Origin of the sequence: Pseudonocardia sp. (assembly GCF_025465255.1) — a bacterium.
Lineage (GTDB): Bacteria > Actinomycetota > Actinomycetes > Mycobacteriales > Pseudonocardiaceae > Pseudonocardia.
This window is the reverse complement of sequence record NZ_JAODNI010000113.1, coordinates 1-24,068: the sequence shown is the minus strand read 5'-3', so window position 1 is coordinate 24,068 and position 24,068 is coordinate 1. Positions and strand designations below refer to the sequence as shown.

Genomic DNA, 24,068 nt, shown 5'->3' with positions numbered 1-24,068 from the left:
ATCGCTACATCCGTGCGTCGAGATCGGCGATCGCGTCCGCCGCGGCGGAGACGCTCGCGCCCACCTCGGCGACGTCGTCCCGGGCACGCGCGAGGGCGTCGACCGGCAGGTCCTCGTGGGTCTGCTCGACGAGCTCGGCGAGGGTGCTCACCGCCTCGTCGAGGCATTCCGCGGCGAGGTCCACGTGCCGTCGCGCGTCCGCCGTCAGCTCACCGACCTCGGCGAGCGCGAGCCGGATGTCACCGAGGGACGAGGTCACAGCCGGGCCGCGACGCCCTCGGCGGCCTCGATCGCGGCGTTGACGGCCTGCTGCACGTCACCGATCTTGCTGGCGGCGTCCGCGTAGTAGGCGTTGGCCTGGTCCACGTCACCCTGGCTGCTGCCCTCGGTGACCTGCTGCAACGCGCTCTGCGCCTGCTCGATGCAGTTCTGCGCCTGTTGCAGGGCGCCGAGGCTCTCCGAGGCCTTGTCGTTGGCCGTCGCGATCCCGGACCGGACCTCTTCGATGCTCGCCATGACGCGCTGCCGTCCTCCGCCTGTCGTGTACCCGAACCCGGCTACCCCGGGCAACGGCGCGTGTACGCCGCGTGCGGAATCTAGCGCCCATCGTCGCCCACGGCCGGAGGCCCCGCCAGCGGACGCCTGCCCGACCCCGGATCGATACACCCAGGCCGTCCGGCGGTCACACCATGCCCAGGAACATCACGCCCATGGACGCCGCCATCACCAGATGGGCGAGCGCGCCGACGTGCGGGGAGCGGAGCCCCGCTCCCGCACCCGGCGCGGGACAGCCCGCGTGACCGGCGGGCACCGGGGACCGGCGCGCCGCGACGAAGCGGTCCGAGCAGCGGAGCACGTGCCAGCCGAAGTACCCCGCCAACACGACCGCGACGAGGGACACCCACGCCGAGCCGGCATGTGTGTGCTCGTGCCCGCCGAGAGCGAGCATCAGCAGCATCGCCACGCCGCCGACGACGTGGTGCGCCGCGTCGTCGGCCCGGGGACCGGCGCGCAGCCAGCGCAGGCCGAACCACGTGGCCGTCGAGGCGAAGACGGCGAGCCACACCACCGACGGAAGCGGGTCCCCGAACGGGGAGAACATCGCCGCCATCCCCAGGCCCATCGCGGCGTGCGACGCCTCTCCGAGCACCGATCGCCCGTCCCGCCGGGCGGTGGCCACTCGCAGCAGGTGCAGCACGCCGAGCCCGACCGAGACCATCGCGAGAACGGCCGTGAAGCCCATGCGGGGTGGACCTCCTCCCGACCCGAATTCATCGCCTGATCGAGGATGGCAGCCACGACCTGGCGAATCCATACGGTCCGGGGGTAGTGACAACGGGCCACCGAGCGGTTACACGGTCCGGATCGTCGCCCTCATCGCCATGTCCTCGTGCTCGAGGTTGTGGCAGTGCACGACGCCGGCCAGGGACTCACCGGTCCGGCCGTGCGAGGTGTCGATGCCGAGGGTGCCGCAGCCCGGGACGAGCGCGGTCGCGCCCAGGACGCCGAGGAACCCGCGCCGGGACAGGAGGTTCACCCCGCACGTCCGGCGGAGGGCGTCCACACCCAGCCCGCGAGGAGCACCGACAGGGTGACGATCAGCACCCCGAGCGGGATGTGCACCTGCAGGACCAGGCGTAGCCCATCCCGACCTGCAGGCCCTCGGCGAGGAACAGCAGCACGACGGCCGCCAGCACCCACCAGCGGCCGCCCACGACCATCACGTACGCCAGGGCGGCCACGCCGACCAGCATCGTGAAGACCACGAGCACGCTGCCGACGATCCCGTGCACCGCGATGGCGTCGACGTGACCGGTGAGGAACAGGCCCGCGAGGATCGGCTGACCGAGCACCGCGAGCAGGTGCACCGTGAGCAGCGCCCTGAGCAGCCCGAGGGTGGTCCGGGGCCTCCGGACGAGGCGCGCCTGCGGTGGCGCCGGGGACCGTCGTGTCCACGCCCGGAACGCTAGGATCCGGTCCCCCGCACCGGATCCGGCAGAAACCCCCCGTGCCCCCGGGAGAACCCTTAGACCGCCGCTCAGGGGGCCGACCGGTGACCTCGGGAGGCCCTCGACGCCGCACACGTGCCGATCACGGGACCCCCGCGGACCCATTCCTATCGCTCGGACCGGCTACCCGACGGGCCTCGCGACCGCGGCGACCCGTGCGTAGCGGTCCAGGAAGACGTGGATCGCGTCGTGGACGCTCTCCAGGCCTCTGGCCTGCCCGTCGAGCATGGCGGCGCCCTCACCGGTCACGTGGTAGATCCGCCGCGCCGGGCCGGTGGCGGAGGTCTGCCACTCGGACCGGACGAGGCCGAGCTTCTCCAGGCCCCGGAGCGCGCGGTACACGCCACCAGGGTCCCCCGCTCCGTCGTGCATGGGACGGAGCCGGTTGGCGAGTTCGTAGCCGTGATCGGGCCGCTCGCGCAGGAGCAGCAGCAGACAGGGTTGCAGGAAGTTCCTCGGTTCGAGCTCGGCCATACCCCTGGCCCTCTCGCTGGAGAACGTGCGTCGGACCGAGTCGATACTTCCACCGGGTGAGACAGCTCACAAGCAGAGGGGCGGCGACGTCACCCGGACGCGATTCACGTTGTCCGCCATCGACCTTGCGGCCAGCACCGCGACTGCCCGGGCTCGGTGGCGCTCTCAGCCCACCGCGTCCCCGGTCCGGATGGTGCCCCCGGACAGCACCTCGGCGTACACCCCGGCGCACGGGAGCACCCCGAAGCCCGGGACGTCCACGCGGTTGCGCTCCAGCAGCGGGCGCACCGCCTGCGGGGCCCGCGGCAGGTCCCCGTGCTCCAGGGTCGGCACCGAGCAGCGCGGCGTGGGCAGGGTGCCGCGCAGCCGGACGTCGCCGATCGTGAACTCGGCCCCGCACCAGTCGTTCTCCGCGAAGGGCGGGTAACCGGGCGGGGTCTGCACCACGACGTTCGGGCGGTAGCGCAGCGCCTCGACGCCCAGCTCGTCGAGGGTCGCGGTGGTGATCAGGTGGATCGGCGCGTAGTCCACGAACGCGCCGCCCGGCGTGCCCTGTGCGATCTCCAGGACCCCGTACTCGACCTCGGCGTCCACGCCCTCCACCAGCACGTCCACCGGGTCCGGACGTTCGACGGACGCGCCCTCGGCCCGCTCGGCGGACATCCGGACCTTGCGGCCGAGCAGCGCGGACAGTTCGTCGTCCGCCTCGTCGACGGAGAGCACGTGCCCGTCCGGGAACCTGATCCGCGCGCCTGCCCCGGCCGAGACGGCGGAGAACTGCAGCAGCGTGCGCCACAGCCGCGGGTGCTTGGCCGTCGCGACCCGGCCGGTGTCGCTGTCGACGAGCGCGAAGCGGCGGTCCCCGGCCACCCCGCGCGCGTCGACGACGATCGCGTCCACCGGCTCCCCGAGCATCGACTTCACCGGGTAGCGGTGCAGCGACGTGACGGAGCCCGCGGGCGTGGTGTCATTCATCCCTGATACCTATCAGGGCCGGGCGGGTCAGGCCAGGCCGTTGGCCGTCAGCCAGTTCTTCGCGACGGTCTCCGCGCTGGGCTTGGCGTCACTCGCGGCCTCGGCGTTGAGGTCCGTCAGGCCCTGCGTGGTGAGCTTGGCCGAGATCGCGTCGAGCACCTCGGTGACCTGCGGGGTCGCCTTCGCCTTGGTGATCAGCGGGACGACGTTCTGCGCCGCGAAGTTGCTCTTCGGGTCGTCCAGCACGACGAAGTCGTTCGTCTTGATCGACGCGTCCGTGGAGAAGATGTCCGCGGCCTGGACGTTGCCGTCCTTCAGCCCGGCGACGGTCAGCGGGCCGCCGGCGTCGAGGGGCAGGTAGCTCTTGAACGTGCAGCCGTAGGTCTTCTGGATGCCCGGGATGCCGTCGGGACGGGTCTGGAACTCCGGCGGGCCGCCGAAGACCATCTGGCCGCAGGCCGGCGCCAGGTCGTCCATCGTCTTGAGGTTGTACTGCGTCGCGGTGGCCCGCGTGACGACCACGGCGTCCCGGTCCTCGGCGGCGGACTTCTGGAGCACCGTCAGCGTCGGCGGGAGCGCGCTCTGGAGGGCGGTGTAGACGGCGTCCGGCTCGGTCTCGGTGGCGTCCTTCTTGATGTACTGCAGCAGCGTGCCCGTGTACTCCGGGATCAGGTCGATCGAGCCGTCCTGCAGGGCGGGGTAGTAGGCCTCGCGGCTGCCGATCGGTGGCGTCGTCTCGACCTTGACGCCCTTGGCCTGCAGGGCCTGGCCGTAGATCGCCGCGATGATCTGGCTCTCCGTGAAGTTCGCCGAGCCGATCTTGATGGTGTCCGTGGGGGCGGCGCTGCCGGTGCTGCCGCTGGACAGCGGGTTCCCGCCACCGCCACCGCAGGCGGTGAGCGCGAGCGCGGAGATCGCCGCGACGGCGGCGACGCGGGCGATCAGGGTGCGTCTCATGGTGAAGGGTCCTCCGGGGCGGGGTTCGGGTGGTGGGGAGTTCTCAGGCCGCCTCGGCGGCAGGGGTCTGCTGCTTCGGGGACGGGACGGCACGAAGCCGGCGCGGACCGCGCGGTGCGGCCTGCAGCCCGGGCGAGACGAGCAGCTTCTGCAGCCCGCCGAACACCAGGTCCAGGGCGACGGCGAGCACCGCGACCAGGATCGACCCGCCGATCATCTGCGGGAAGTCCCGCTGCGCGAGGCCGTCGAAGATGAAGCGGCCGAGGCCGCCCAGCCCGACGTACGCGGCGATCGTCGCCGTGGAGACGACCTGCAGCAGCGAGCTGCGGATCCCCCCGATGATCAGCGGCAGGGCGTTGGGCAGCTCGACCTTGAGAAGCACGTCCTTGCCGCGCATGCCCATCCCGGTGGCCGCGTCGACGATCGCGCGGTCGACATTGCGGATGCCGGCGTAGGTGCCGGCGAGGATCGGCGGGATGCCGAGGACGAGCAGCGCGATGAGCGGGCCGGTGAAGCCGAGGCCGATCCACGTCACCAGCAGGACGAGCAGGCCGAGCGTGGGGAGCGCCCGCAGGCCGTTGGCGCCGCTGACGACGAAGCCCCCGGTGGAGGTGGAGCGGTGCCCGATCCAGGCACCGAGCGGCACCGCGACGACCAGCGCGATCACCATCGTCAAGGCGGTGTAGCCGAGGTGCTCGATCAGCCGCTGGGTGATGCCCTGCGGGCCGCCCCAGTTCGCGCCGTCGACGAGCCAGCCGAGGTAGTTCACGCCTCCACCCCCCGCCGCACGGTCTCTCCGGCCCGCTCCCAGGGCGTCAGGGCCTTGCCGCCCTGCACGAGGAGCGTGTCGACGACGAGGGCCAGCACCAGCACCAGCACGATCCCGGCGATGATCTCCGCGGTGATGACGCGCTGGAAGCCGTCGGTGAACATCCGGCCGAGGCCGCCGAACCCGACGGTCGAGCCCACCGTCACCAGGCTGATCGACGACACGGCAGCCACCCGGAGCCCCGCGACGATCACAGGGATCGCCAGCGGGAGGTCTACCCCGACGAACCGGCGGGCCGGCGTGAAGCCCATCGCCGTCGCCGAGTTGACGACGAGGTCCGGCACCGCGGACAGCGCGTCCGCGATGGTGCGGACGAGCAGTGCCACGGTGTAGACGCTCAGCGCCACGATCACGTTGATCGGGTCCAGGATGGAGGTGCCGAGGATGGCCGGCAGGAACACGAACAGCGCCAGCGACGGGATCGTGTAGAGCAGCCCGGACAGGTTGATCACGATGGTGCGCCCGGCGCGCGTGCGGTCGGCCAGCCAGCCGAGCGGGATCGCGAGCACCAGCCCGATCACCACCGGGACCAGCGAGAACACGATGTGCTGGACGAGCAGGTCGCCGATCAGCGGCAGGTTGCCGAGAACCCAGGTCACCGGTGCGCTCCCCTACGCGGCCGCGTCGTCGCGGCGGGCGACGGCCAGGGCGGCGAGCACGTCGTCCGCGCTGATCGAGCCGCTCACCCGGCCGTCCGCGGCGACCGCGACGCCCTGGCCCGACGGCGACGACAGGGCCGCGTCGAGTGCGCTGCGCAGAGAGCCGGACCCCGCGTCGTACAGGGAGCCGCCGGGGACGAGGTTCTCCTCGCCGGCCGTGCCTCCCGCGGTCCCGCCGTGGTGCCAGCCGAGCGGGCGCCGCTCCCTGTCGACTACGAGGGACCAGCCCTCGGGCGCGCTGCCCCCGACCTCGACCGTCCGCAGCTCGCCGACGGGCAGCCCGCTGGAGGACACGAACCCGAGCCCGCGGTAGCCGCGGTCCCGGCCGACGAAGTTGTCCACGAAGTCGTCCGCCGGGCGGGCGAGCAAGACGCCGGGCTCGTCGTACTGGGCGAGGTGGCCGCCGGTGCGGAACACAGCGACCCGGTCGCCCAGCTTGATGGCCTCGTCGATGTCGTGGGTGACGAACACGATCGTCTTGCCGAGCTCGGACTGCAGCCGCAGCAGCTCGTCCTGCAGGTTCTCCCGGACCACCGGGTCCACGGCGCTGAACGGCTCGTCCATCAGCAGGACGGGCGGGTCCGCGGCGAGCGCGCGGGCCACCCCGACGCGCTGCTGCTGGCCGCCGGAGAGCTGCGCCGGGTAGCGGCTGCCCATCTCCGGGGCGAGCCCGACGGTCTCCATCAGCTCCATCGCCCGCTCGCGGGCCTGCTTCTTGTTCCAGCCCAGCAGCATCGGGACCGTGGCGATGTTGTCCCGGATGGTGCGGTGCGGGAACAGCCCGGCCGCTTGGATCACGTAGCCGATGCCGCGGCGCAGCTCGGCCGGATCGCCGGCCATGATGTCCTGCCCGTCGACCTCGATGACGCCGGAGCTGGGCTCGATCATCCGGTTGACCATTCGCAGCGAGGTGGTCTTGCCGCAGCCGGACGGCCCGACGAACACCGTGATCCGGCCGGTCTCCGCGGTCAGGTTCAGCGCGTCCACGGCGACGGTGCCGTCGGGGAACCGTTTCGTGACGTCCCGGAACTCGATCACCCGGGCAACCCCGTTCGTCGCCGACGACCTCTTGCCGGCCGCCGCAGTCGAGCGAGGCTATCCCGCCGAGATCCGGGTGGCGAACCGGGAACCGGGGACCGTGACCAACCCGCGACGTGTCCGGACAGGTGGCCGCGACGTGGGATTCAGGCGCCGATCGCGGTTGCCGGCGTCGGGAGGCGCTCGGCGAGCAGGACCCGGCGCATCGCGTCCGCCCGCAGCGGTCGGGCGAAGAGCCAGCCCTGGTAGGCGTCGACGCCCAGGCCGCGCAGCACGTGGAACTGCTCCGCGGTCTCGACGCCCTCGGCCACCGTCGAGCGGCCCATCGCGTGCGCCATGTCCACGACGGCCCGGGCGACGGCGAAGTCCGCCGGGTCCTCCGCGACGCCGGTGACGAACGACCGGTCCACCTTCACCGTCTGCGCCGGGAGCTCCTTGAGCCGCGCCAGCGACGAGTAGCCGGTGCCGAAGTCGTCGACGGCGAAGCGGACGCCCCGGTTGACCAGCTCGGCCATGGCGTCGAGCGCGTGCCGCGGGAGCGCCACCATGGACGTCTCGACGAGCTCGAGCACCAGCTGGTCCCACATCAGGCCGGCACCCGCGACGGCGGCGCTCACATGGGCGAGGAAGTCCGGCTCGCTCGGCAGCAGCCCGGCGAGGTTGACGGCGACGGCCACGCCACGCCCGCTCGGCGTCGTCCAGCCCGCGGCCTCGCGGGTCGCGGTGCGCAGCACCCACAGGTCCAGCTCGCGCAGCAGCCCGCCGCGCTGGGCGACCGGCAGGAACTCCCCCGGCGGGATCAGCCCGCGCTCCGGGTGCGGCCAGCGGACCAGCGCCTCGGCGCTGTGCACGACCCCGTCCGGCCCGACGACCGGCTGATACTCCAGCAGCAGCCCGTCGCCGGAGATCGCGGCGCGGAGCTCGGCCTCGAGCTCCAGCTGCCGGGTCGCGGTGGAGACGACGCCCTCGCAGGCGATGCCGACGCCGCCGCGGTCGTTGCGCTTGACGTCCTGCATGGCCGCCTCGGCGTAGCGCAGCAGGTCCGACGCGGTCACGTCCTCGTGCGGCTTCGGGGTGGCCAGCCCGACGGAGGCCGTGAGGTGCACCGGCCGCCCGTGGACGGTGACCGTGGTCCGGAGCATGTCCGCGACGGTCCGGGCGAGCGCGTCCGGGCCGCCGGCCTCCGCGTGGTCCGCGCAGATCACCACGAACTCGTCCGCGGAGAGCCGGGCCGCGGTGCAGCCGAACGGAAGCTCCCGCTGCAGCCGGCCCGCGAGCGCGACCAGCATGTCGTCGCCCGCCTCGTGGCCGAGCGAGGAGTTGACCCGGGCGAAGTCGTCCAGGTCCCCGCAGACCAGCGCCACGCGGTCCCGGCCGGGCCCGGCGAGCAGGGTGTCCAGCAGTTCGAGGGCGGCTGCCCGGTTCAGCAGCCGGGTCAGCTCATCCGTGGTCGCGGCGCTGCGCAGGAGCTGGGCGGCGCGGCGCTGCTCGCCGACGTCCGCGCAGACGATCAGCCAGAACACGCCGCCGTCGTCCGCCATGGACGCCGTGACGCCGACCTCGCACCACACCCGGGTGCCGTCGGCGCGCAGCAGCGCGAGAGTGTCGATGCGGTAGCCGTGCTGCGAGCCCGGCGCGATCCGGCGCAGCCAGCGCGGCAGGCCGTCGGGGCTCGCCTCCGGCTCCGCGGTCAGGTCCAGCGCGGAGACGCCGCGCAGCCGCTCCAACGGCGAGTCCAGCAGCGCGCACAGGGCCGGGTTCGCGTCGACGAGCCGGCCGGACGCGTCGAGCAGCCCCACCCCCGCGGTCACGGTGGCCATGAGATCCAGGAACCGCTGCCCGGAGTGCTGCACCCGGCCCTCGGCGACGCGCTGCGCGCTGACGTCGCGCACCATGCCCACGAGCCGCACCGGCGTGCCGTCCGCGGAGCGCTCGATGCCGGCCCGGCAGCTCAGCACCCGGTCCCCGGGGAGCCGCATCTCGACGTGGTGGTCCTGGGTGCGGGCGCCGGACCGCAGCCCGCGGCAGAGCAGCGCGACCTGGTCCCCCTCCACGGGGCCGCGGTCGGTGTCCGCGGCGACGCCCACCGAGCGGTACAGCTCGTCGAGGGTCTCGGTGCGGGAGAGCGTGGCCGTGGCGAGGTCGAACGTCCAGGTGCCGACGCGGGCGATCCGCTCCAGCTCGGCCGTCCAGCGGCGGTCCGCCGCGGTTCCCGCGTCACCCTGGGGCTGCTCCAGCTCGATGAGGAGCACCGCGCGCAGGGCGCCCGGCAGATCCCAGCGCACGACGCGCACCCGCACCAGCGAGTGGTCCGGCCGGACCAGGCGGGCGTCGGTGTCCGGGCCGGCGACGAGCTGGTTGACCCGCATCCCGAGGGGGCCGTGCACGGGGTCGTCGGTGCGCCGGTCCGCCAGCCGCAGGAACGCCTGGTTGACGCGCACGATCCGGTCCGAGGCGTCGCACACGACGGCCGGGGCGGACGGCAGCCGGACGACCTCGACGCCGCCGGGACCGAACCCGTCGAGCGTGCCGGGGGGCAGGGTCGAGGTGCCCAGGGCGGCCTCGCGGAGCGCGGGGAGGATGCGGGGGAAGCTGCCGACGGGGTCGGTGAGCTCCGGGTCGGATCCCGGCTCGGCGAACCCCGGCTCGGTGAACACCGGCTCGTCGAATGCGGCCGGGGCCTCGAGCGGCTCGGCCACGGGCGCCCCCGCGAACCCGGACGGGCCGGCCCCGGCGCCGACGACCTGCATCGGCCGCGGGTCCGTCACCGCCTCGGTGAGCTGCGGCGCTCCGGCCGGAACCTCGTCGTGGACGTACTCGACGGCACGCGGGGCGGCGCTCGGCAGCTCGTGCGGCTCCCGGCCCGACGAGCGCACGACGCCGCCCGGCGCGTCCGAGATCGCCTGCGCGAGCTGGCTCGCGAACCGCGCCACCTCGGGGCGGACCCCGCCGCCGAGGACGGCGTGGCGCGAGCGGCGGAGGTCCGCGCGCTGCACCGCCTCGGCCGAGGTGTCCTCGTCCGTGCCCCGGCCGTGGTCGTCGCGCAGGGTCTCCCCCGTGTGCGACGACTGCTCGTCGAACTCGTCCACTGCGCCCCCCAGGCGTCGTGTGCCGAACCCCCGTTACCTAGAGCACAACGAGGTGGTCGCCCGGTCGATCCGCCGACTTACCTCGAACGAACCACGACGCCCCGTGTGAGTGACCCCCGTCATGTCACCGGAGAGTCACCGTTCGGGCCGACCGACGGAAGGCGCCCAGTTCGCCGGACGCGCACTCGGTTACAGCGCGTGACTACCGTCCGCTCGCCCGTTCGGCGACAGCGCGCACCGCCGCCGCCACCTCGGGCGCGACACGCGGGTCGAACGGGCTCGGGACGATCCGGTCCGGCGCCAGGTCCTCGCGGGCCACCAGGTGGATCGCCTCGGCCGCGGCGAGCTTCATCTCGTCGGTGATCCGGCGCGCCCCGGCGTCCAGCGCGCCCCGGAAGACGCCCGGGAACGCGAGCACGTTGTTGATCTGGTTCGGGAAGTCGCTGCGGCCCGTGGCGACGATCGAGGCGTATCGGGCGGCGACGTCCGGCGCGATCTCCGGGTCCGGGTTGGACAGGGCGAAGACCATGGGCCGCGGCGCCATCGTGGCGAGCAGCTGCTCCGGGAGCCTCGCGCTGGACAGGCCGACGAACACGTCCGCGTCCCGCAGGGCGTCCGCGAGCCCGCCGGTGAGACCCCGCGGGTTGGTCTCCGCCGCGAGCCGCGCCTTCTCCCCGCCGCGCGCGGCGTCGATGACACCCCGCGAGTCGAGCACGACGACGTCCCGCGCTCCGGCGGTGACCAGCATCCGGGCGCAGGCGACACCCGCGGCGCCGGCACCGGAGATCACGACCTTCAGCTCCGCGAGCGCACGCCGCTCGACCTCGCAGGCCCCGCGCAGGGCCGCGAGCAGGACGATCGCGGTGCCGTGCTGGTCGTCGTGCATGACGGGGCAGTCCAGCGCCTCGATCAGCTTCGCCTCGAGCTCGAAGCAGCGCGGTGCCGAGACGTCCTCCAGGTTGACCGCGCCGAAGCTCGGACGCAGGCGGACCAGCGTCTCGACGATCTCGTCGACGTCCGTCGTGTCCAGCACGAGCGGGATGGAGTCCAGCCCGCCGAACGCCTTGAACAGCGCGGACTTGCCCTCCATGACCGGCAGCGAGGCACGCGGGCCGATGTCGCCGAGGCCGAGGACCGCGGTGCCGTCGCTGACCACCGCGACCAGGCGGTTCGTCCACGTGTAGCGGGCGGCGAGGGCCGGGTCCGCGGCGATGGCGCGGCTGACGTCGGCGACGCCGGGGGTGTAGGCGATGGTCAGGTCCCGCGCGTCGGACAGTGGGGTCGACAGGCCGGTGGAGAGCTTGCCTCCCACGTGGGCGTCGAAGATCTGTTCCTGGGTGATCGGTTCGTTCGCGAGGACGCGCTCGGGCACGACGGTCATGGGAGGGCCTCTCCTGGGAGGTGTGCGGTGTCCGGGGCGCACGTCACGTGCAGCCCACTCGCCGTGCACCGGAGGCCTCGGGTCGACCCTCTCGCGGTGCCGGACGGCCCCCTCTGCCATCCCGTCCGGATGCGGCGGGGCGAGGCGAGGGATCGGTCGTCGGGTACTGGCCGGTCACCCTACCCGGCCCGCGGGGCCCCGGCACGTCACTTCCGTCACCCCCGGTCGGGTGTCCTGTGCAGCCGACGTGGCGTGGGCCACAACCGGGCCTCGACGACGGCGAGCACCTCCGCGGGCCCGAGGAGACCCGAGTCCGTCGAGCCGTAGGGGTTGTCGCCGAGCACCCACCAGCCCGCGCCCTCCGGCCGGACCGCGCGCTTCACCGACAGCTGCCCGGGCCGCGCGGACCAGCGGACGAGCACCACGTCGCCCCTCCGGACGGGGGCACCGAACCGGGCCAGGACGACGTCGCCGTCGGCCAGGGTGGGGGACATCGACGGTCCCCGGACCGCCACCCGGCGCCATAGCCGCATCACACGTCTCCGTCCTGCTGAATCCCGCGGGCCCGGAGTAGGGTTGGCCCCGCCAGAACGATCATCACCCAGCAGGACCATCATCAGGGAGGACCCATGCGGCTGTCCCGCATTCTCCGCCCGCGGCTGGAGGCCACCGCGCACTGCGACCTCCCCTGCGGCGTGTACGACCCGGCGCAGGCCCGGATCGAGGCCGAGTCGGTCAAGGCGATCCAGGAGAAGTACCAGGGCAACGAGGACCCGGTGTTCCGGGAGCGTGCCATCGAGATCAAGGAGCAGCGCTCCGACCTCGTGAAGCACCACCTCTGGGTGCTGTGGACGGACTACTTCAAGCCGCCGCACTTCGAGAAGTACCCGGAGCTGCACAACCTCTTCAACAAGGCCACCAAGAAGGCCGGCGGCGGCGCGGGCGGCACCAAGGCCTCCGTCGACCCGGCCACGGGCCAGGAGCTCCTCGACTACATCTCGCAGATCGACAAGATCTTCTGGGAGACCAAGCAGGCCGCCTGATCCAGGCGCTGAGAGCGGCGCCGGCCGGCGGGGGTCGATTCCCCGCGGGTCGGCGCCGCTTTTCGTTTGTCGGCCGCTCCCGGCCCGGCGAAGCTGTCGTGGTGATCTGGACATGCCCTGCACCCGTCCCTGTCGGCGGACCGCTGACGGACGGGCCGACGACCGGCGAGGACCGGCTCCTCCTGGAGGGCTACCTGGCCCGGCAACGCGCGACGTTGCTCAGGGTGTGCGCCGGCCTGACCGCTGAGCAGCTCGCCGCACGGCCCGTGCCGCCCTCGACCGTGTCGCTGCTGGGGCTGGTCCGGCATCTCGCCAAGGTCGAACGGGTCTGGCTCCGGCAGCGGATGGCCGGTCAGGACGTACCGCCCCTGCACGGCGGCCCGGGCGACGACGCGGACTTCGACCGGGTCGACCCGTCCCGCGCCGAACAGGACGTCCGGGCACTGCGCGAGGAGTGGCGGCTGGCGGACGAGGCGGTCGCGGCGGTGCCGTTCACCCACGAGATCGACTTCCGGGGCGAGGCGATGTCCCTGCGGATGGTCTACGTGCACCTGATCGGCGAGTACTCCCGGCACAACGGCCACGCGGACCTGCTGCGCGAGGTGCTCGACGGTGTCACCGGCCGCTGAGCCCCCCCGATGAGCTCGGCCGGTCGCCGGAGCGGAACGCGCGCGCGACGGCGCGGCCACCCACCCCGACGGCGAGCACGACGATCCCGGCCACGACGGTGGGCGGCGGAAGGGCGAACGCCAACGCGAGGCACCCCAGCAGGCCCATCGCCGCGACGGCGCGGAACAGGCGGCGGCGTGGCCCGCCGAGCGTCCACGACGCCACGTTGGTGACGGCGTAGTACGTCAGCACCGCGAAGCTGGAGAAGCCGATCGCGCCCCGCAGATCCGTGACCAGGACGAGCGCCGTGACCAGCGCGCCGAGCAGCAGCTCCGCGCGGTGCGGCACCCGGAAGCGGGGATGAACCGTGGCCAGCGCCGCGGGCAGCTCGTGGTCCCGCGCCATGGCGAGGGTGGTGCGCCCGATCCCGGCCATCAGCGACAGCAGGACCCCGGCCGATGCCACGGCGCCGCCGACCTGCACGACCGGCACGAGGAACGCCCAGGAACCGGAGGCCGCCACCGCCGCCAATGGCGCCGCCGACGCCGCCAGCCCGTCCGGGCCGAGCGTCAGCAACGCCGTCACCGCCACCGCCGCGTAGACGCCGAGGACGATGCCGAGCGCCGCGGGGATCGCGCGCGGGATGGTGGTCGCGGGATCGCGGACCTCCTCGCCGAGGGTGGCGATCCGGGCGTAGCCGGCGAACGAGAAGAACAGCACCGCCGCCGCCTGCCCGACCCCCGCCCAGCCGGAGACGCCGCCCGTCCACCCGCTCAGGTTCGTCGCGTCCGCGGCACCGCCCCCCAGGCCGGCGGCGACGACCGCGGCCAACGCCAGCAGCGTCACGGCGACCAGCACCCGGGTCAGCCCGGCGGTCTTGGCCACGCCGAGACAGTTCACGCCGGTCAGCAACACCACCGCGAGGACCGCCGGCGGCACCGGGTCCGCGGGTCGGACGTAGGCGCCGAAGGTCAGCGCCATCGCCGCGCAGCTCGCCGTCTTGCCGACCACGAACCCCCACCCGGCCAGGAACCCCCAGACCGGGCCGAGACGGCGGCGCCCGTAGACGTAGGTGCCGCCCGACTCCGGGTGGGCCGCCGCCAGCCGGGCCGAGGAGGTCGCGTTGCAGTAGGCCACCACGGCCGCCAGCCCGAGCGCGACGAGGAGCCCGCCGCCGGCCGCCGCGGCCGCCGGCCCGAACGAGGCGAACACGCCCGCCCCGAGCATCGAGCCGAGCCCGAGCACCACCGCGTCGCCGAGCCCGAGCCGCCGCACCAGTCCCGGTTCCGCCACGTCCGGACGATACCGAGGGCGGGTGGACGCCCGGGGCCGTGACCCGGACTCCTCGGGGAACTCGCTCGCGGTCGCCGGCTCGATCGGCGAGGCTCGACGCATGGTGACCGCGGGTGCCGCAGCAGGGATCGTCGCCGTCGCGCTCGGGCTGGTCCTCACGCCCGGGCCGAACATGATGTACCTGGTGTCGCGCTCGATCACCCAGGGCAGGCGCGCGGGTCTCGTGTCCCTGCTCGGGGTCGCCGCCGGGTTCGGGGTGTACCTGGCCGCCGCGACCGCCGGGCTCGCCGTCGTCTTCACCGCGGTACCGGCGGCCCACCTGGTCCTGACGGTCACCGGTGCGGCGTACCTGCTCTACCTGGCCTGGCAGGCGGTGTGGCCGGGCGGCACGAACGTCTTCGTCCCCGCGCACGTCGAATCGGACTCCACCCGCCGCCTGTTCACGATGGGCCTGGTCACGAACCTGCTCAACCCGAAGATCGCCGTGCTGTACGTGGCATTGCTGCCGCAGTTCGTGGACCCGGCCCGCGGCTCCGTCGCGCTGCAGAGCCTGACGCTGGGTGCCCTGCAGATCGCCGTCGCGCTCACGGTGAACGGCCTGATCGTGCTGAGCGCGGGCAGCCTCGCGGCGTTCCTCGGACGGCGCCCGTCCTGGCTGCGGGTTCAGCGCTACCTGATGGGGACCGTGCTCGCGGCGCTCGCCGTCCGCCTGCTCACCGACCGGGCGCGGCCGGCGTAGGGCGCCGGGTCAGACGCTGGCGGCGGCGCGGAGCTCGGTGTGCCGGGCCTTGACGACCAGGTTCTTGTTCACCGGGTTCTGCGCCTGGTCCGGTACGCACCCGGACTCGATCGCGATCCGGTTCATCGTGCCGAGCATCCGGACCATGTGGGCGAGCCGCGCCTCGGTGCCGTCGACCGGCTGCTGGTCCCCGGACGCCAGCGCGAGCGTGCGGTCCACCCACATGCTCTCGGCGTGCAGGCCGGCCTCGTGCAGGACGGCGCGCAGCCGGTCCTCGAGCTGACGGGGCTCGAGATGCAGCCAGTCCTCGAGCGTGCGCGCATCCAGCGGGAACAGGCGGCCCTTTTCCCGGAGGAAGACGAGCTCCAGGGCGTAGCCGTGGCCGAACGCGCAGTAGACGCAGTTGTTGTAGAGCGAGATCGCCATGCCGGCCAGGTGGAACCGCACCGGCCCGAGGACGTAGAGCGAGACCAGGTAGCGCGGCATGTTCGCGATGAACCACCCGAGGGCGCCGAACGCGCCCTTGCGCCCGACGATCTTCGGGATCATCGCCGGGGCGAACCCCCACAGCTTGCGGCAGCACGCCTCGAGCATCCCGACCATGACCCGGTCGAGCGTACGACCGGTCATTGGTCCGACTCCTCACGCTGGGTGATCCACAGACTACCCGATAGCGATTCCCCGAGGTAGAGGGCACCTGCTTTCGGACGCAAGCATTGACGCCGTCCGCCGAGCAACCTGCTGCTGTACGGAGGTATCGATCCGTGGCGAACGGAAGATCGGGCTTTCAGGCGGCGGAGGCGCCCGCCTGTCACCTGCGCAGGGTGACGACGACGGCGTCGCGTCCCCCCGCGGGATCCGGCGTCGACACCTCCGGAGCACTAGCCTCGTCCCCGTGGCCTCGAACGACAGCCAGGGCCGGCTGTTCCTGCTCCGGCACGGCGAGACGGAGTGGTCGGCGACCGGCAAGCACACCGGCCGCACGGACATCCCGCTCACGGACCGAGGACGGGAGCTCGCCCGTGCCGCCGGCCGTACGTTCGCCGCGCTCCGCGGCGACTCGCCGCCGCCCGTCCGCGTGCTGGTGAGCCCGCGGAGCCGGGCCCAGGAGACCGCCAAGCTCGCGGGCCTCACCCCCGACGCCGTCGACGAGCGGCTCGTCGAGTGGGACTACGGGGACTACGAGGGCCTCACCACGCCCGAGATCCGCCGCACGGACCCCGGCTGGACGGTCTGGAGCCACCCGACGCCCGGCGGCGAGTCCGCCGAGCAGGTCGGCGCCCGCGCGGACGCGGTGCTCACGGACGTCCGCTCGCTGCGGTCGGAGGGCGACGTCGTCCTCGTCGGGCACGGCCACTTCAGCCGCGTCCTCATGGCCCGCTGGATCGGCCTCCCGCCAGCGGGCGGTGCGCACCTGGCCATGGACCCCGCGGCGTGGAGCGTGCTGGGCGACGAGCGGAGCGAGCCGAGGCTCGACCACGTCAACCTCCGCCTGCCCTGACCGGCAGGCTCAGTGGACCTGGACCTCGTCCCCCACCTGCAGGGTGTTGAAGAACGCCACCGCGTCGTCGTGCTGCAGGTGCACGCAACCGTAGGACGGGTTGGTCATGCTGCCCTCGTGGAAGGCGACGCCGCCGTCGGCGAAGAACACCGAGAACGGCATCGGCGCGCGGTTGGGCATGTCGCTGACGTGGTTCTGGTCCTTCCACTGGACGTCGAAGGTGCCGACGGGGGTGGGGTCCTGCGCGTCGCCGGGCTCGATCCGCACAGGACCGCGGGTCACCGTGCCGTCGGCGATCAGCCAGGCCTGCTTGAGCGTGAGGTCGACGCACGCGTGGGCGCTCGCCGTGCACGGCGTCCCCGCCACGCGCGCGGGAGCTGCGGAGCCCGCGGGCGACGTGGTCGCCGCCTGCGCGGCCGGACCGGCGAGGATCGCGACGATCCCGACCGCCGCGAGCGACCCCGCGGCGAGCGCCGTGCGCGCCCTGCCCGACCTGCTGTGCCTACCCATCGATCACCTTTCCGCCGCTGTCCCCACCGGAGAAGACGAGCGAGCAGGGCCGAAGTTGCTCCGTTCAGCCGAAGAGACTAGGCCGATGACGCGCAGTTACGGTAAGGCGTGACGCAGGAGATGACGAACGGCATCAGACGGGCCGAACCGGGCGACGTGCCCGCGATCGTGGGCCTCGTCGAGGAGCTGGCCGAGTACGAGAAGCTGCGCGAGGAGTGCCGGCTGACGCCGTCGCAGCTGCACACCGCCCTGTTCGGGCCCGATCCGGCGCTCTTCGCGCACGTCGCGGTCCGTGACGGCGTCATCGTGGGGTGCGCGCTGTGGTTCCTGAACTTCTCCACCTGGGAGGGCGTCCACGGGATCCACCTCGAGGACCTCTACGTGCAGCCGGCCCACCGTGGGGCCGGCCTGGGCAAGGCCCTGCTGGCCGCCCTGGCGGCCCTCTGCGTCGAGCGGGGGTACGCCCGGTTGGAGTGGTCCGTGCTGGACTGGAACGCCCCCTCCATCGCCTTCTACCGCGCGATCGGCGCCGTGGGCATGGACGGCTGGACGACCTACCGGCTCACGGGCGAGCCGCTGGCCGAGCTCGGCGGCTAGGACGGACCCTGGTCAGCCGTCGTCCCCGAACAGGTCCATCGACCAGGTCCGGGACGGCTCGCTGATCAGCAGCAGGAACGTCCCGATCACGACGAGGCCGGCGAGGATCCCCAGGACCAGCTGCTGCGACGGCCCGATCAACGAGTAGACGACGGGCAGCAGCAACAGCTGGGCGACGATCGCCGGCGTGCGCGCCCAGCGCTTCCCCCGCAGCAGCCCCGTCCCGGCGAAGAGCACCGCGCCGCCCACGAGCAGGAAGTACACGGCTTCCGCGATCCCGGCTCCCGGGGCACCGGAACCGATGGCCCGCACCAGGAACACCAGCGCGACCGCGACGCCGACCAGCCCCTGGGCCCCGACGATCCCGCCGGCCAGGAGCACCTGACGGGGCGGTCGCACGGGCTGTTCCGGGGCCGGGCGGGGCGCGGGCTGGTCGGACGTCACGGGCCCGAGAATAGGCCGGGATACCCTCGTGGTGTGCGCGCGCTCCTCGTGGTCAACCCCCGGGCGACGTCGACGACCCCGGCGGGTCGGGACGTGCTCGCGCACGCGCTCGCCAGCGAGCTGAAGCTGGACGTCCTGCAGACCGCCTACCGCGGGCACGCCGCGGAGGCCACCGCGGAGGCCGTCGCGGCCGGGATCGAGCTGGTCGTCGCCCTCGGCGGGGACGGGACGGTCAACGAGGTCGTCAACGGCCTGGTGCGGCACCGGACCCGCGCGGACGGCTCGGGCATCGACGTCACCCCCGCGGACGCCGAGACGCCCGCGCTCGCCGTCGTGCCCGGCGGTTCCGCCAACGTCTTCGCCCGCGCCCTCGGCATGCCCCGGGACCCGGTGGAGGCCACGGGCGCGATCCTGGCGGCGCTCGAGGCGAGGCGCAGCCGGCTCGTCGGCCTCGGCCGGGCGGACGACCGCTGGTTCACCTTCAACGCCGGCCTGGGCTGGGACGCGGACGTCGTCGCCGCGGTCGAACGGGCCCGCGCCGACGGCCGGGAGGCCTCCCCCGGCCGCTACTTCCGCACCGCCTTCTCCGAGTACGTCCGGCAGCGCCGCAACCCTCCGTCGATGACCGTCGAGATCCCGGGCGCCGCACCCGTCGAGGACGTGCGGATGGCGTTCGTGAGCAACACCGACCCCTGGACCTACCTGAACGGCCGAGCGGTGCGGACGAACCCCGGGGCGTCGTTCAGCGGCGGCCTGGCGTTGTTCGCCCTGCGCCACCTCGGCCTGCCGACGATCGCGCACGCGCTGTCGCACCTGCTCGCCCGCGAGGGCAATCCTCACGGCCGCAACGTCCTTCGCCAGGACGCCGTGCCGCTCGTGCGCATCCGCAGCGCCGAGCCGCTGGCCCTGCAGCTCGACGGGGACCACCTGGGCTCGCGCACCGACGTCGAGTTCGTGTCCGTGCCCGATGTGCTGCGCGTGGTCGTCTGAGGAAGGTTCCGGGCCCTCCGGGCGTTGACCCTGTGCAGCGGCGCCGCTACGCGTCGTCGTACGAGAGGCACAGCTCGTCGCAGTCCGAACGGCATGATCACCCCGCTGGGTGACGGCATCCGTCCATTCACCGCGACGAACGGACCGCCGAGCCGCAAGGGGCTCGCACCAGGCCAAACGGTGATCCAAGGTAGGTCCTGCGACACCGAGGGACAGCGGGGGAATTTTCCTCGCATGGTCCGACGGGAAACGGGTATCCCGGTTTCCGTCGGGCAGGGACACTGATAGCTCGTCGTAGCGGTTGACCGATGCAGTAACCGATCGTGTCGGTCATCGTTGCGAGGTGTGGGTGAGTCGCCTCACCTGGATGGACCTTGTCCCTTGAAGACCGACCGCGCTCGTGAAACCATTCACAAGCGCGGAAACACCGTGACGGACGATCGGCGCGACCCCGATCGCGCAGTACGAGGAGCAGAAACACCATGGATTGGCGTCACCACGCGATCTGCCGCGACGAGGACCCCGAGCTGTTCTTCCCCGTGGGGACGAGCGGCCCGGCCCTTCTGCAGATCGCCGAGGCCAAGACCGTGTGCCGCCGCTGCCCCGTGGTCACCGAGTGCCTTGCCTGGGCCCTCGAGAGTGGCCAGGACGCGGGTGTGTGGGGCGGCATGAGCGAGGACGAGCGACGTGCGCTGAAGCGGCGCAACGCTCGGACCCGCGCTCGCACGGCCTGAGCATCGACAGCCCGGACGACCCGGGCACCTGAAGAAGAAGTTCACACCCCCGAACCTCTCGGGACAACAGCATCTCGCTTCCCAATCGCGGGCCCGTAGCCGGACGCCACCGGCAACGGGCCCGCGATGTGTTGTCCGGGCGCTCGCTGTGGCGTGCAGCTCCGGACCGGGAGACCGTCGACCACGGCACCGGCGCGACCACGGCACCGGGATCAGCGATCACACGAGAAGGTTATCGCCCCGCCATCGGGACCGTGATGAGGGCCTCGGTTCCGCCCCCCTCGCGGGCCCGGACCACCAGGTGGGAGTCCAGTTCCGTCAGCAGCGTGCGGACGATCTGCAGGCCCAGACCGTCGGACCGGTCGTAGTCGAAGTCGTCCGGCATGCCCCGGCCGTCGTCGGCCACGATCACCTCGAGCCGGCCGGCCGAACGGCGGGCCCTGACGACGACCTCACCCGCCTGACCGGCGTCGAAGCCGTGGGCCAGGGCGTTGTGCACCAGCTCGGTGAGCACGAGGACGAGCGGGGTCGCCATCGCGGAGTTGAGCGTGCCGAGCGAGCCGTCCCGGCGGACCTTCGCCCGCACCTCGGCCGTGGCGCCGTCCCCGATCACCGGCAGCACGGTGTCCACCAGCTCGTCGAGGTCGACCTGCTCGGCGAGCGAGTAGGCCAGGGCCTCGTGGACCAGCGCGATCGACGTCACCCGGCGGACGCTCTCCGAGAGCGCCTGCTTGGCCTCCGGGATCGACGTCCGGCGCGCCTGCAGCCGCAGCAGCGCCGCGACCGTCTGCAGGTTGTTCTTGACCCGGTGGTGGATCTCCCGGATCGTCGCGTCCTTGGTGAGCAGCGCCTGGTCCCGCCGGCGAAGGTCCGTGATGTCCCGGACGAGCACGAGCGCGCCCGCCGCGTCGCCCCGTGGGCGCAGCGGGAGGGCCCGGACCAGCATCGTGGCGCCCCGGGCCCGGACCTCCATGCGCATCGACGTCCGGCCGTCCAGCGCCGCCTGGATGCGGCTCGCGACCTCGACCGCGTCGAACGGGTCCCCGACCAGCTGCTTGGTGGCCGCGCCCAGCGGGAGGCCGACGAGGTCGCTCGCATGGCCCATCCGGTGGTAGGCCGAGAGCGCGTTGGGGCTGGCGTAGGCGACGAGGCCGTGGGCGTCGAGGCGGATCATCCCGTCACCGGCGCGCGGGCTGGTGTCCGCGCCGGCCACGGCGGACGGCGACGGGAACGTGCCGTCCGCGATCATCTGGCACAGGTCCGAGGCGCAGCCGAGGTAGGCGATCTCCATCGGGCTCGGCACCCGCGGCATCGCGAGGTTCGTGTCCCGGGAGAGCACCGCCAGCACCCGGCCGTTGAAGCGCACGGGGATGGTCTCGCGGCGCACCGGGACTTCGAGGTTCCAGCGCGGCTCCTCCTCGCGGCAGATCCGGCCCTCGACGACCGCCCGGCGCAGCTGCGGGTTGTCCTGCGGGGACACCCGCTGGGTCACCGTGTCCTCGGGGTGCGCGGTGGGCCCCGTGGTCGGGCGGGCCTGCGCGACGCAGAGGAACTCGACGGGCGCGCTGGTCATCGACTGGTCCGCGTCCTGGGGCAGCGGGATCCACAGCAGGAAGTCCGCGAACGACATGTCGGCGAGCAGTTGCCACTCCGCGACGACACGCTGGAGATGGTCCACCGCATCCCCGGGGAGGTGTGTGTGCTCGGCCAGCAGGTCGCTCAGTGTGGACACCCGTTCGGACCCGCCGTTCCTCGTCGCCGCGCGCACCCCACCGCCTGGGGACGGGCCCCATCCAATCACGTGGGACACTCAAGGCAGAGCAGCCGCAGACGAAGGAGGTACGACCATGTCGAAGCGTGGACGCAAGAAGCGCGACCGCAAGAAGAACGGCGCCAACCACGGCAAGCGCCCCAACAGCTGAGGCGCAGCGTGACGACGACGAAGGGGCGGCACCGGTACCCGGTACCGCCCCTTCGCTGTGTCGCGGTTGCGCCTGTGTGTCGAGCCGTCTCAGCCGCGGCTCTCGCGACGCGTGGTCCTGACCTCGACGGTCGTTCCGCCCGGCCCGGACTCGACGGTCACCTCGGCCTGCTCCAGCACCAGGGTGCGGATCTGGTGGCGCAGCCGGTCCTTGAGGCCGTCCGGAGCCTGCTCGCCGCCGCACTTGCGGGCCAGCAGGGCCTTCAGCTTCTCGTCGATGCCGTACTCCGCGAGGCACGGCCCGCACTCGTCGAGGTGCTGGACCAGAAGCTTCTTGCGGCCCTGGTCGCACTCGCCGTCGAGGAAGAGCCACACCTCTGCGAGCACCTCGGAGCAATCGGTCTCGTGGTGGTTCCCGCAGCTCATCGGGTGGTCACCTCCTCGACCTGGCCCCGGATGAATCCCCGCTCCCGAGCGGTGTCGGTGAGCATGTCGCGCAGCTGGCGACGCCCGCGGTGCAACCGGGACATCACCGTGCCGATCGGCGTCCCCATGATGTCCGCGATCTCCTTGTAGGCGAAGCCCTCGACGTCGGCCAGGTACACGGCCATCCGGAAGTCCTCCGGCAGCCGCTGCAGGGCCTCCTTGACGTCCGAGTCCGGGAGGTTGTCCATCGCCTCGACCTCGGCGGAGCGCAGGCCGGTCGACGAGTGTTCGCTGGCCTGGGCGAGCTGCCAGTCCGTGATCTCGTCCGTCGGGGACTGCAACGGCTGGCGCTGCTTCTTGCGGTAGCCGTTGATGTAGGTGTTGGTGAGGATCCGGTACAGCCAGGCCTTGAGGTTCGTGCCCTCGCGGAACGTCCGGAACGCCGAGTACGCCTTGAGGAACGTCTCCTGGACGAGGTCCTCGGCGTCCGCGGGGTTGCGCGTCATCCGCAGCGCGGCACCGTAGAGCTGGTCGAGCATCGGCATGGCGTCGCGCTCGAACCGCGCGGTGCGCTCGTCGGCCGTCTCGCCGGGGGACGCGCGGTCCTCCGGGCGCTCCTCGATCTCGGGTGTCGCCGCGTCCGCCGTCGCCGCAGCTGTGTGCGCCGCACCGATGTTCTCGGGGCTGTCCTCGGGCACCGCGCTCCTCTCCCGTGGAACCGGCCCACCGGGGGAAGGCCGGACATCCGCCGCCCGGGCGACCGCGGACGGCGCCGAGAGTACGCGCCCACCGCTTCGGCGGTGCGGCCGGACGTGGGCCTCGGCCACCGCCGGCGCTTCCATCAGAGCGTGTGTCACGTAGTGTCCGAACGCCGTCCGGGCCCCCGGCAATTCCCGTGGGGCAGCCGAAAAGGGAGAGCCATGGCAGGGCAGGGGACGCCGGCGACCGCGCTGCTGGCGAAGCGGAAGATCACCCATCGGGTGCACTCCTACACCCACTCCGACGGCCGGGCCTACGGTCCGGAGGCCGCCGTCGCGCTCGAGCTCGAGCCCGGCCGGGTGTTCAAGACGCTGGTCGCGGAGGTGGACGGCGCGCTGGCCGTCGGGATCGTGCCGGTGGACACGACCCTGGACCTGAAAGCTCTCGCCGCGGCCGTCGGTGGGAAGAAGGCGCGGATGGCCGACGTCGCCGCCGCCGAGCGGGCCACCGGCTACGTCGCGGGCGGGATCTCGCCGCTGGGGCAGAAGAAGCGGCTGGCGACGGTGCTCGACACGTCCGCCCTGGAGTGGGAGACCGTGTTCTGCAGCGCCGGACGCCGCGGCCTCGAGGTCGAGCTGGCCCCCGCGGACCTCGTCGCGCTCGCGGGCGCGCGCACCGCGGCTATCGCGGTCCGGGGCTGACCTTCTCCAGCCACTCGCCCACCGCCGCGCCGACCCCCGGCACATCCGCCTTCAGGCCGTGGTCCCCCTTCAACACCACGACCTCGCGGCCGGGTGCAGGTTCCGGGCGCCCGAACGGGTCCCGCTCCCCCTGCACGACCAGGACCGGCACCTCGACGCCGTCGAGCTCGGCAAGCCGGTGCTTCTCCGGCTTTCCCGGCGGATGGACGGGAAAGGCCAGGCAGAGCACGGCGACGGCCTTGCCCTCGGCGGCGTTGCGGCAGGCCACGCGCGCTCCCGAGCTGCGGCCGCCGAACAGGAACGGCAGCCCGGCGAACTCCTCGGCGGCCCACCCCGCGACGGCGAGCCACGCCGCGTCCAGCTGCGTCGCGGGGGCGGGCGCACGACGGCCGGCGACCCGGTAGGGCTGTTCGACGAGCGTGACGTGCAGCCCGGCGGCGAGCGCGGCCG

30 protein-coding genes are annotated in these 24,068 nt (G+C 73.1%); 8 read left to right on the top strand and 22 right to left on the bottom strand.

Going from position 1 to position 24,068, the window contains the following annotated elements:
• Positions 1–4: 4 nt before the first annotated feature.
• The 14 genes from JWP64_RS13385 to JWP64_RS13320 form a co-directional block, all read right to left on the bottom strand.
• Positions 5–259: a hypothetical protein gene (locus JWP64_RS13385; RefSeq protein ID WP_297496238.1), complete on the bottom strand. Its 255-nt coding sequence runs from the start codon at positions 257–259 to the stop codon at positions 5–7.
• Positions 256–516, bottom strand: coding sequence for a hypothetical protein (locus JWP64_RS13380; protein WP_297496237.1), 261 nt, complete (start codon positions 514–516; stop codon positions 256–258). Before JWP64_RS13380 ends, JWP64_RS13385 begins: the two co-directional genes overlap by 4 nt.
• A gap of 166 nt (positions 517–682) precedes the next feature.
• Positions 683–1,243: a DUF5134 domain-containing protein gene (locus JWP64_RS13375; protein WP_297496236.1), complete on the bottom strand. Its 561-nt coding sequence runs from the start codon at positions 1,241–1,243 to the stop codon at positions 683–685.
• 108 nt (positions 1,244–1,351) lie between these two features.
• Positions 1,352–1,537 carry a hypothetical protein gene (locus tag JWP64_RS13370; RefSeq protein WP_297496235.1) on the bottom strand — a complete coding sequence of 62 codons (186 nt, stop codon included), beginning with the start codon at positions 1,535–1,537 and terminating at the stop codon, positions 1,352–1,354.
• A gap of 61 nt (positions 1,538–1,598) precedes the next feature.
• Complete coding sequence (locus JWP64_RS13365) at positions 1,599–1,868, bottom strand: hypothetical protein (RefSeq protein WP_297496234.1); 270 nt, start codon at positions 1,866–1,868, stop codon at positions 1,599–1,601.
• Positions 1,869–2,132: 264 nt separating this feature from the next.
• Positions 2,133–2,483 carry a helix-turn-helix transcriptional regulator gene (locus JWP64_RS13360; protein ID WP_297496233.1) on the bottom strand — a complete coding sequence of 117 codons (351 nt, stop codon included), beginning with the start codon at positions 2,481–2,483 and terminating at the stop codon, positions 2,133–2,135.
• A 165-nt stretch (positions 2,484–2,648) separates the two neighbouring features.
• The gene (locus JWP64_RS13355; protein WP_297496232.1) at positions 2,649–3,458 is read right to left on the bottom strand and encodes an MOSC N-terminal beta barrel domain-containing protein; all 810 of its coding nucleotides are present in this window, start codon (positions 3,456–3,458) and stop codon (positions 2,649–2,651) included.
• A gap of 27 nt (positions 3,459–3,485) precedes the next feature.
• On the bottom strand, positions 3,486–4,415 hold the full coding sequence (locus tag JWP64_RS13350; RefSeq protein WP_297496231.1) for an ABC transporter substrate-binding protein: 930 nt from the start codon (positions 4,413–4,415) through the stop codon (positions 3,486–3,488).
• A gap of 43 nt (positions 4,416–4,458) precedes the next feature.
• Positions 4,459–5,184: an ABC transporter permease gene (locus JWP64_RS13345; protein WP_297496230.1), complete on the bottom strand. Its 726-nt coding sequence runs from the start codon at positions 5,182–5,184 to the stop codon at positions 4,459–4,461.
• A complete protein-coding gene (locus tag JWP64_RS13340; protein WP_297496229.1) occupies positions 5,181–5,843 on the bottom strand; it encodes an ABC transporter permease subunit in 663 nt (220 codons plus the stop codon). The genes JWP64_RS13345 and JWP64_RS13340 overlap by 4 nt, the downstream gene beginning before the upstream one ends.
• 12 nt (positions 5,844–5,855) lie before the next feature.
• Positions 5,856–6,941: an ATP-binding cassette domain-containing protein gene (locus JWP64_RS13335; protein ID WP_297496228.1), complete on the bottom strand. Its 1,086-nt coding sequence runs from the start codon at positions 6,939–6,941 to the stop codon at positions 5,856–5,858.
• 146 nt (positions 6,942–7,087) lie between these two features.
• On the bottom strand, positions 7,088–10,030 hold the full coding sequence (locus tag JWP64_RS13330) for an EAL domain-containing protein (protein ID WP_297496227.1): 2,943 nt from the start codon (positions 10,028–10,030) through the stop codon (positions 7,088–7,090).
• Positions 10,031–10,232: 202 nt separating this feature from the next.
• A complete protein-coding gene (locus JWP64_RS13325; protein WP_297496226.1) occupies positions 10,233–11,411 on the bottom strand; it encodes a malic enzyme-like NAD(P)-binding protein in 1,179 nt (392 codons plus the stop codon).
• A gap of 215 nt (positions 11,412–11,626) precedes the next feature.
• On the bottom strand, positions 11,627–11,944 hold the full coding sequence (locus tag JWP64_RS13320) for a S26 family signal peptidase (RefSeq protein ID WP_297496225.1): 318 nt from the start codon (positions 11,942–11,944) through the stop codon (positions 11,627–11,629).
• Between the two features lie 96 nt (positions 11,945–12,040).
• On the opposite strand from JWP64_RS13320, the gene sodN reads away from it, so the two are divergent.
• Together sodN and JWP64_RS13310 are read left to right on the top strand one after the other, a co-directional pair.
• Positions 12,041–12,454: a superoxide dismutase, Ni gene (gene sodN / locus JWP64_RS13315; protein WP_297496224.1), complete on the top strand. Its 414-nt coding sequence runs from the start codon at positions 12,041–12,043 to the stop codon at positions 12,452–12,454.
• A 101-nt stretch (positions 12,455–12,555) separates the two neighbouring features.
• Entirely contained in the window at positions 12,556–13,083 is a 528-nt protein-coding gene (locus JWP64_RS13310) for a DinB family protein (RefSeq protein WP_297496223.1), read from the top strand.
• Here the strand turns inward: JWP64_RS13310 and JWP64_RS13305 are convergent.
• Entirely contained in the window at positions 13,070–14,356 is a 1,287-nt protein-coding gene (locus JWP64_RS13305) for an APC family permease (RefSeq protein WP_297496222.1), read from the bottom strand. The genes JWP64_RS13310 and JWP64_RS13305 overlap by 14 nt on opposite strands.
• A 22-nt stretch (positions 14,357–14,378) precedes the next feature.
• Between JWP64_RS13305 and JWP64_RS13300 the strand changes: the two genes are divergently transcribed.
• Positions 14,379–15,095, top strand: a complete 717-nt coding sequence (locus JWP64_RS13300; protein WP_297496221.1) for a LysE family translocator — start codon at positions 14,379–14,381, stop codon at positions 15,093–15,095.
• A 9-nt stretch (positions 15,096–15,104) separates the two neighbouring features.
• Here JWP64_RS13300 and JWP64_RS13295 read toward each other — a convergent pair whose 3' ends face one another.
• Positions 15,105–15,725: a hypothetical protein gene (locus JWP64_RS13295; RefSeq protein WP_297496220.1), complete on the bottom strand. Its 621-nt coding sequence runs from the start codon at positions 15,723–15,725 to the stop codon at positions 15,105–15,107.
• Between the two features lie 265 nt (positions 15,726–15,990).
• Between JWP64_RS13295 and JWP64_RS13290 the strand changes: the two genes are divergently transcribed.
• Entirely contained in the window at positions 15,991–16,596 is a 606-nt protein-coding gene (locus tag JWP64_RS13290) for a histidine phosphatase family protein (RefSeq protein ID WP_297496219.1), read from the top strand.
• 9 nt (positions 16,597–16,605) lie between these two features.
• Here JWP64_RS13290 and JWP64_RS13285 read toward each other — a convergent pair whose 3' ends face one another.
• Entirely contained in the window at positions 16,606–17,106 is a 501-nt protein-coding gene (locus JWP64_RS13285; RefSeq protein WP_297496218.1) for a L,D-transpeptidase, read from the bottom strand.
• A gap of 120 nt (positions 17,107–17,226) precedes the next feature.
• On the opposite strand from JWP64_RS13285, the gene JWP64_RS13280 reads away from it, so the two are divergent.
• Positions 17,227–17,703, top strand: a complete 477-nt coding sequence (locus JWP64_RS13280; RefSeq protein WP_297496319.1) for a GNAT family N-acetyltransferase — start codon at positions 17,227–17,229, stop codon at positions 17,701–17,703.
• Positions 17,704–17,715: 12 nt separating this feature from the next.
• Here the strand turns inward: JWP64_RS13280 and JWP64_RS13275 are convergent, their stop codons facing one another.
• Entirely contained in the window at positions 17,716–18,147 is a 432-nt protein-coding gene (locus tag JWP64_RS13275; protein ID WP_297496217.1) for a hypothetical protein, read from the bottom strand.
• A gap of 33 nt (positions 18,148–18,180) precedes the next feature.
• Between JWP64_RS13275 and JWP64_RS13270 the strand changes: the two genes are divergently transcribed.
• Positions 18,181–19,137, top strand: a complete 957-nt coding sequence (locus tag JWP64_RS13270) for a diacylglycerol kinase family protein (RefSeq protein WP_297496216.1) — start codon at positions 18,181–18,183, stop codon at positions 19,135–19,137.
• Between the two features lie 482 nt (positions 19,138–19,619).
• Positions 19,620–19,871 carry a WhiB family transcriptional regulator gene (locus JWP64_RS13265; RefSeq protein WP_297496215.1) on the top strand — a complete coding sequence of 84 codons (252 nt, stop codon included), beginning with the start codon at positions 19,620–19,622 and terminating at the stop codon, positions 19,869–19,871.
• A gap of 232 nt (positions 19,872–20,103) precedes the next feature.
• On the opposite strand, the gene JWP64_RS13260 is transcribed toward JWP64_RS13265, so the two are convergent.
• The 3 genes from JWP64_RS13260 to JWP64_RS13250 all read right to left on the bottom strand — a co-directional run bounded on the left by JWP64_RS13260 (position 20,104) and on the right by JWP64_RS13250 (position 22,841).
• Positions 20,104–21,603, bottom strand: a complete 1,500-nt coding sequence (locus tag JWP64_RS13260; protein WP_297496214.1) for a sensor histidine kinase — start codon at positions 21,601–21,603, stop codon at positions 20,104–20,106.
• A gap of 279 nt (positions 21,604–21,882) precedes the next feature.
• Positions 21,883–22,218 carry a mycothiol system anti-sigma-R factor gene (gene rsrA / locus JWP64_RS13255; RefSeq protein WP_297496213.1) on the bottom strand — a complete coding sequence of 112 codons (336 nt, stop codon included), beginning with the start codon at positions 22,216–22,218 and terminating at the stop codon, positions 21,883–21,885.
• A complete protein-coding gene (locus JWP64_RS13250; RefSeq protein ID WP_297496317.1) occupies positions 22,215–22,841 on the bottom strand; it encodes a sigma-70 family RNA polymerase sigma factor in 627 nt (208 codons plus the stop codon). Before JWP64_RS13250 ends, rsrA begins: the two co-directional genes overlap by 4 nt.
• A 297-nt stretch (positions 22,842–23,138) precedes the next feature.
• Between JWP64_RS13250 and ybaK the strand changes: the two genes are divergently transcribed.
• Positions 23,139–23,618, top strand: a complete 480-nt coding sequence (gene ybaK, locus JWP64_RS13245) for a Cys-tRNA(Pro) deacylase (RefSeq protein ID WP_297496212.1) — start codon at positions 23,139–23,141, stop codon at positions 23,616–23,618.
• Here ybaK and JWP64_RS13240 read toward each other — a convergent pair.
• Positions 23,599–24,068 (bottom strand): alpha/beta family hydrolase (locus tag JWP64_RS13240; RefSeq protein ID WP_297496211.1); only part of this gene is annotated, 470 nt, incomplete at its 5' end. The genes ybaK and JWP64_RS13240 overlap by 20 nt on opposite strands.

Bases quoted from the DNA above. Each gene is read 5' to 3' on its own strand.
- JWP64_RS13265 (WP_297496215.1), top strand. From the start codon at position 19,620: ATGGATTGGCGTCACCACGCGATCTGCCGCGACGAGGACCCCGAGCTG.
- JWP64_RS13355 (WP_297496232.1), bottom strand. From the start codon at position 3,458: ATGAATGACACCACGCCCGCGGGCTCCGTCACGTCGCTGCACCGCTAC.
- JWP64_RS13295 (WP_297496220.1), bottom strand. From the start codon at position 15,725: ATGACCGGTCGTACGCTCGACCGGGTCATGGTCGGGATGCTCGAGGCG.
- rsrA (WP_297496213.1), bottom strand. From the start codon at position 22,218: ATGAGCTGCGGGAACCACCACGAGACCGATTGCTCCGAGGTGCTCGCA.
- JWP64_RS13375 (WP_297496236.1), bottom strand. From the start codon at position 1,243: ATGGGCTTCACGGCCGTTCTCGCGATGGTCTCGGTCGGGCTCGGCGTG.
- JWP64_RS13325 (WP_297496226.1), bottom strand. From the start codon at position 11,411: ATGACCGTCGTGCCCGAGCGCGTCCTCGCGAACGAACCGATCACCCAG.
- JWP64_RS13280 (WP_297496319.1), top strand. From the start codon at position 17,227: ATGACGAACGGCATCAGACGGGCCGAACCGGGCGACGTGCCCGCGATC.
- ybaK (WP_297496212.1), top strand. From the start codon at position 23,139: ATGGCAGGGCAGGGGACGCCGGCGACCGCGCTGCTGGCGAAGCGGAAG.
- JWP64_RS13320 (WP_297496225.1), bottom strand. From the start codon at position 11,944: ATGCGGCTATGGCGCCGGGTGGCGGTCCGGGGACCGTCGATGTCCCCC.
- JWP64_RS13360 (WP_297496233.1), bottom strand. From the start codon at position 2,483: ATGGCCGAGCTCGAACCGAGGAACTTCCTGCAACCCTGTCTGCTGCTG.
- JWP64_RS13285 (WP_297496218.1), bottom strand. From the start codon at position 17,106: ATGGGTAGGCACAGCAGGTCGGGCAGGGCGCGCACGGCGCTCGCCGCG.
- JWP64_RS13350 (WP_297496231.1), bottom strand. From the start codon at position 4,415: ATGAGACGCACCCTGATCGCCCGCGTCGCCGCCGTCGCGGCGATCTCC.
- JWP64_RS13380 (WP_297496237.1), bottom strand. From the start codon at position 516: ATGGCGAGCATCGAAGAGGTCCGGTCCGGGATCGCGACGGCCAACGAC.
- sodN (WP_297496224.1), top strand. From the start codon at position 12,041: ATGCGGCTGTCCCGCATTCTCCGCCCGCGGCTGGAGGCCACCGCGCAC.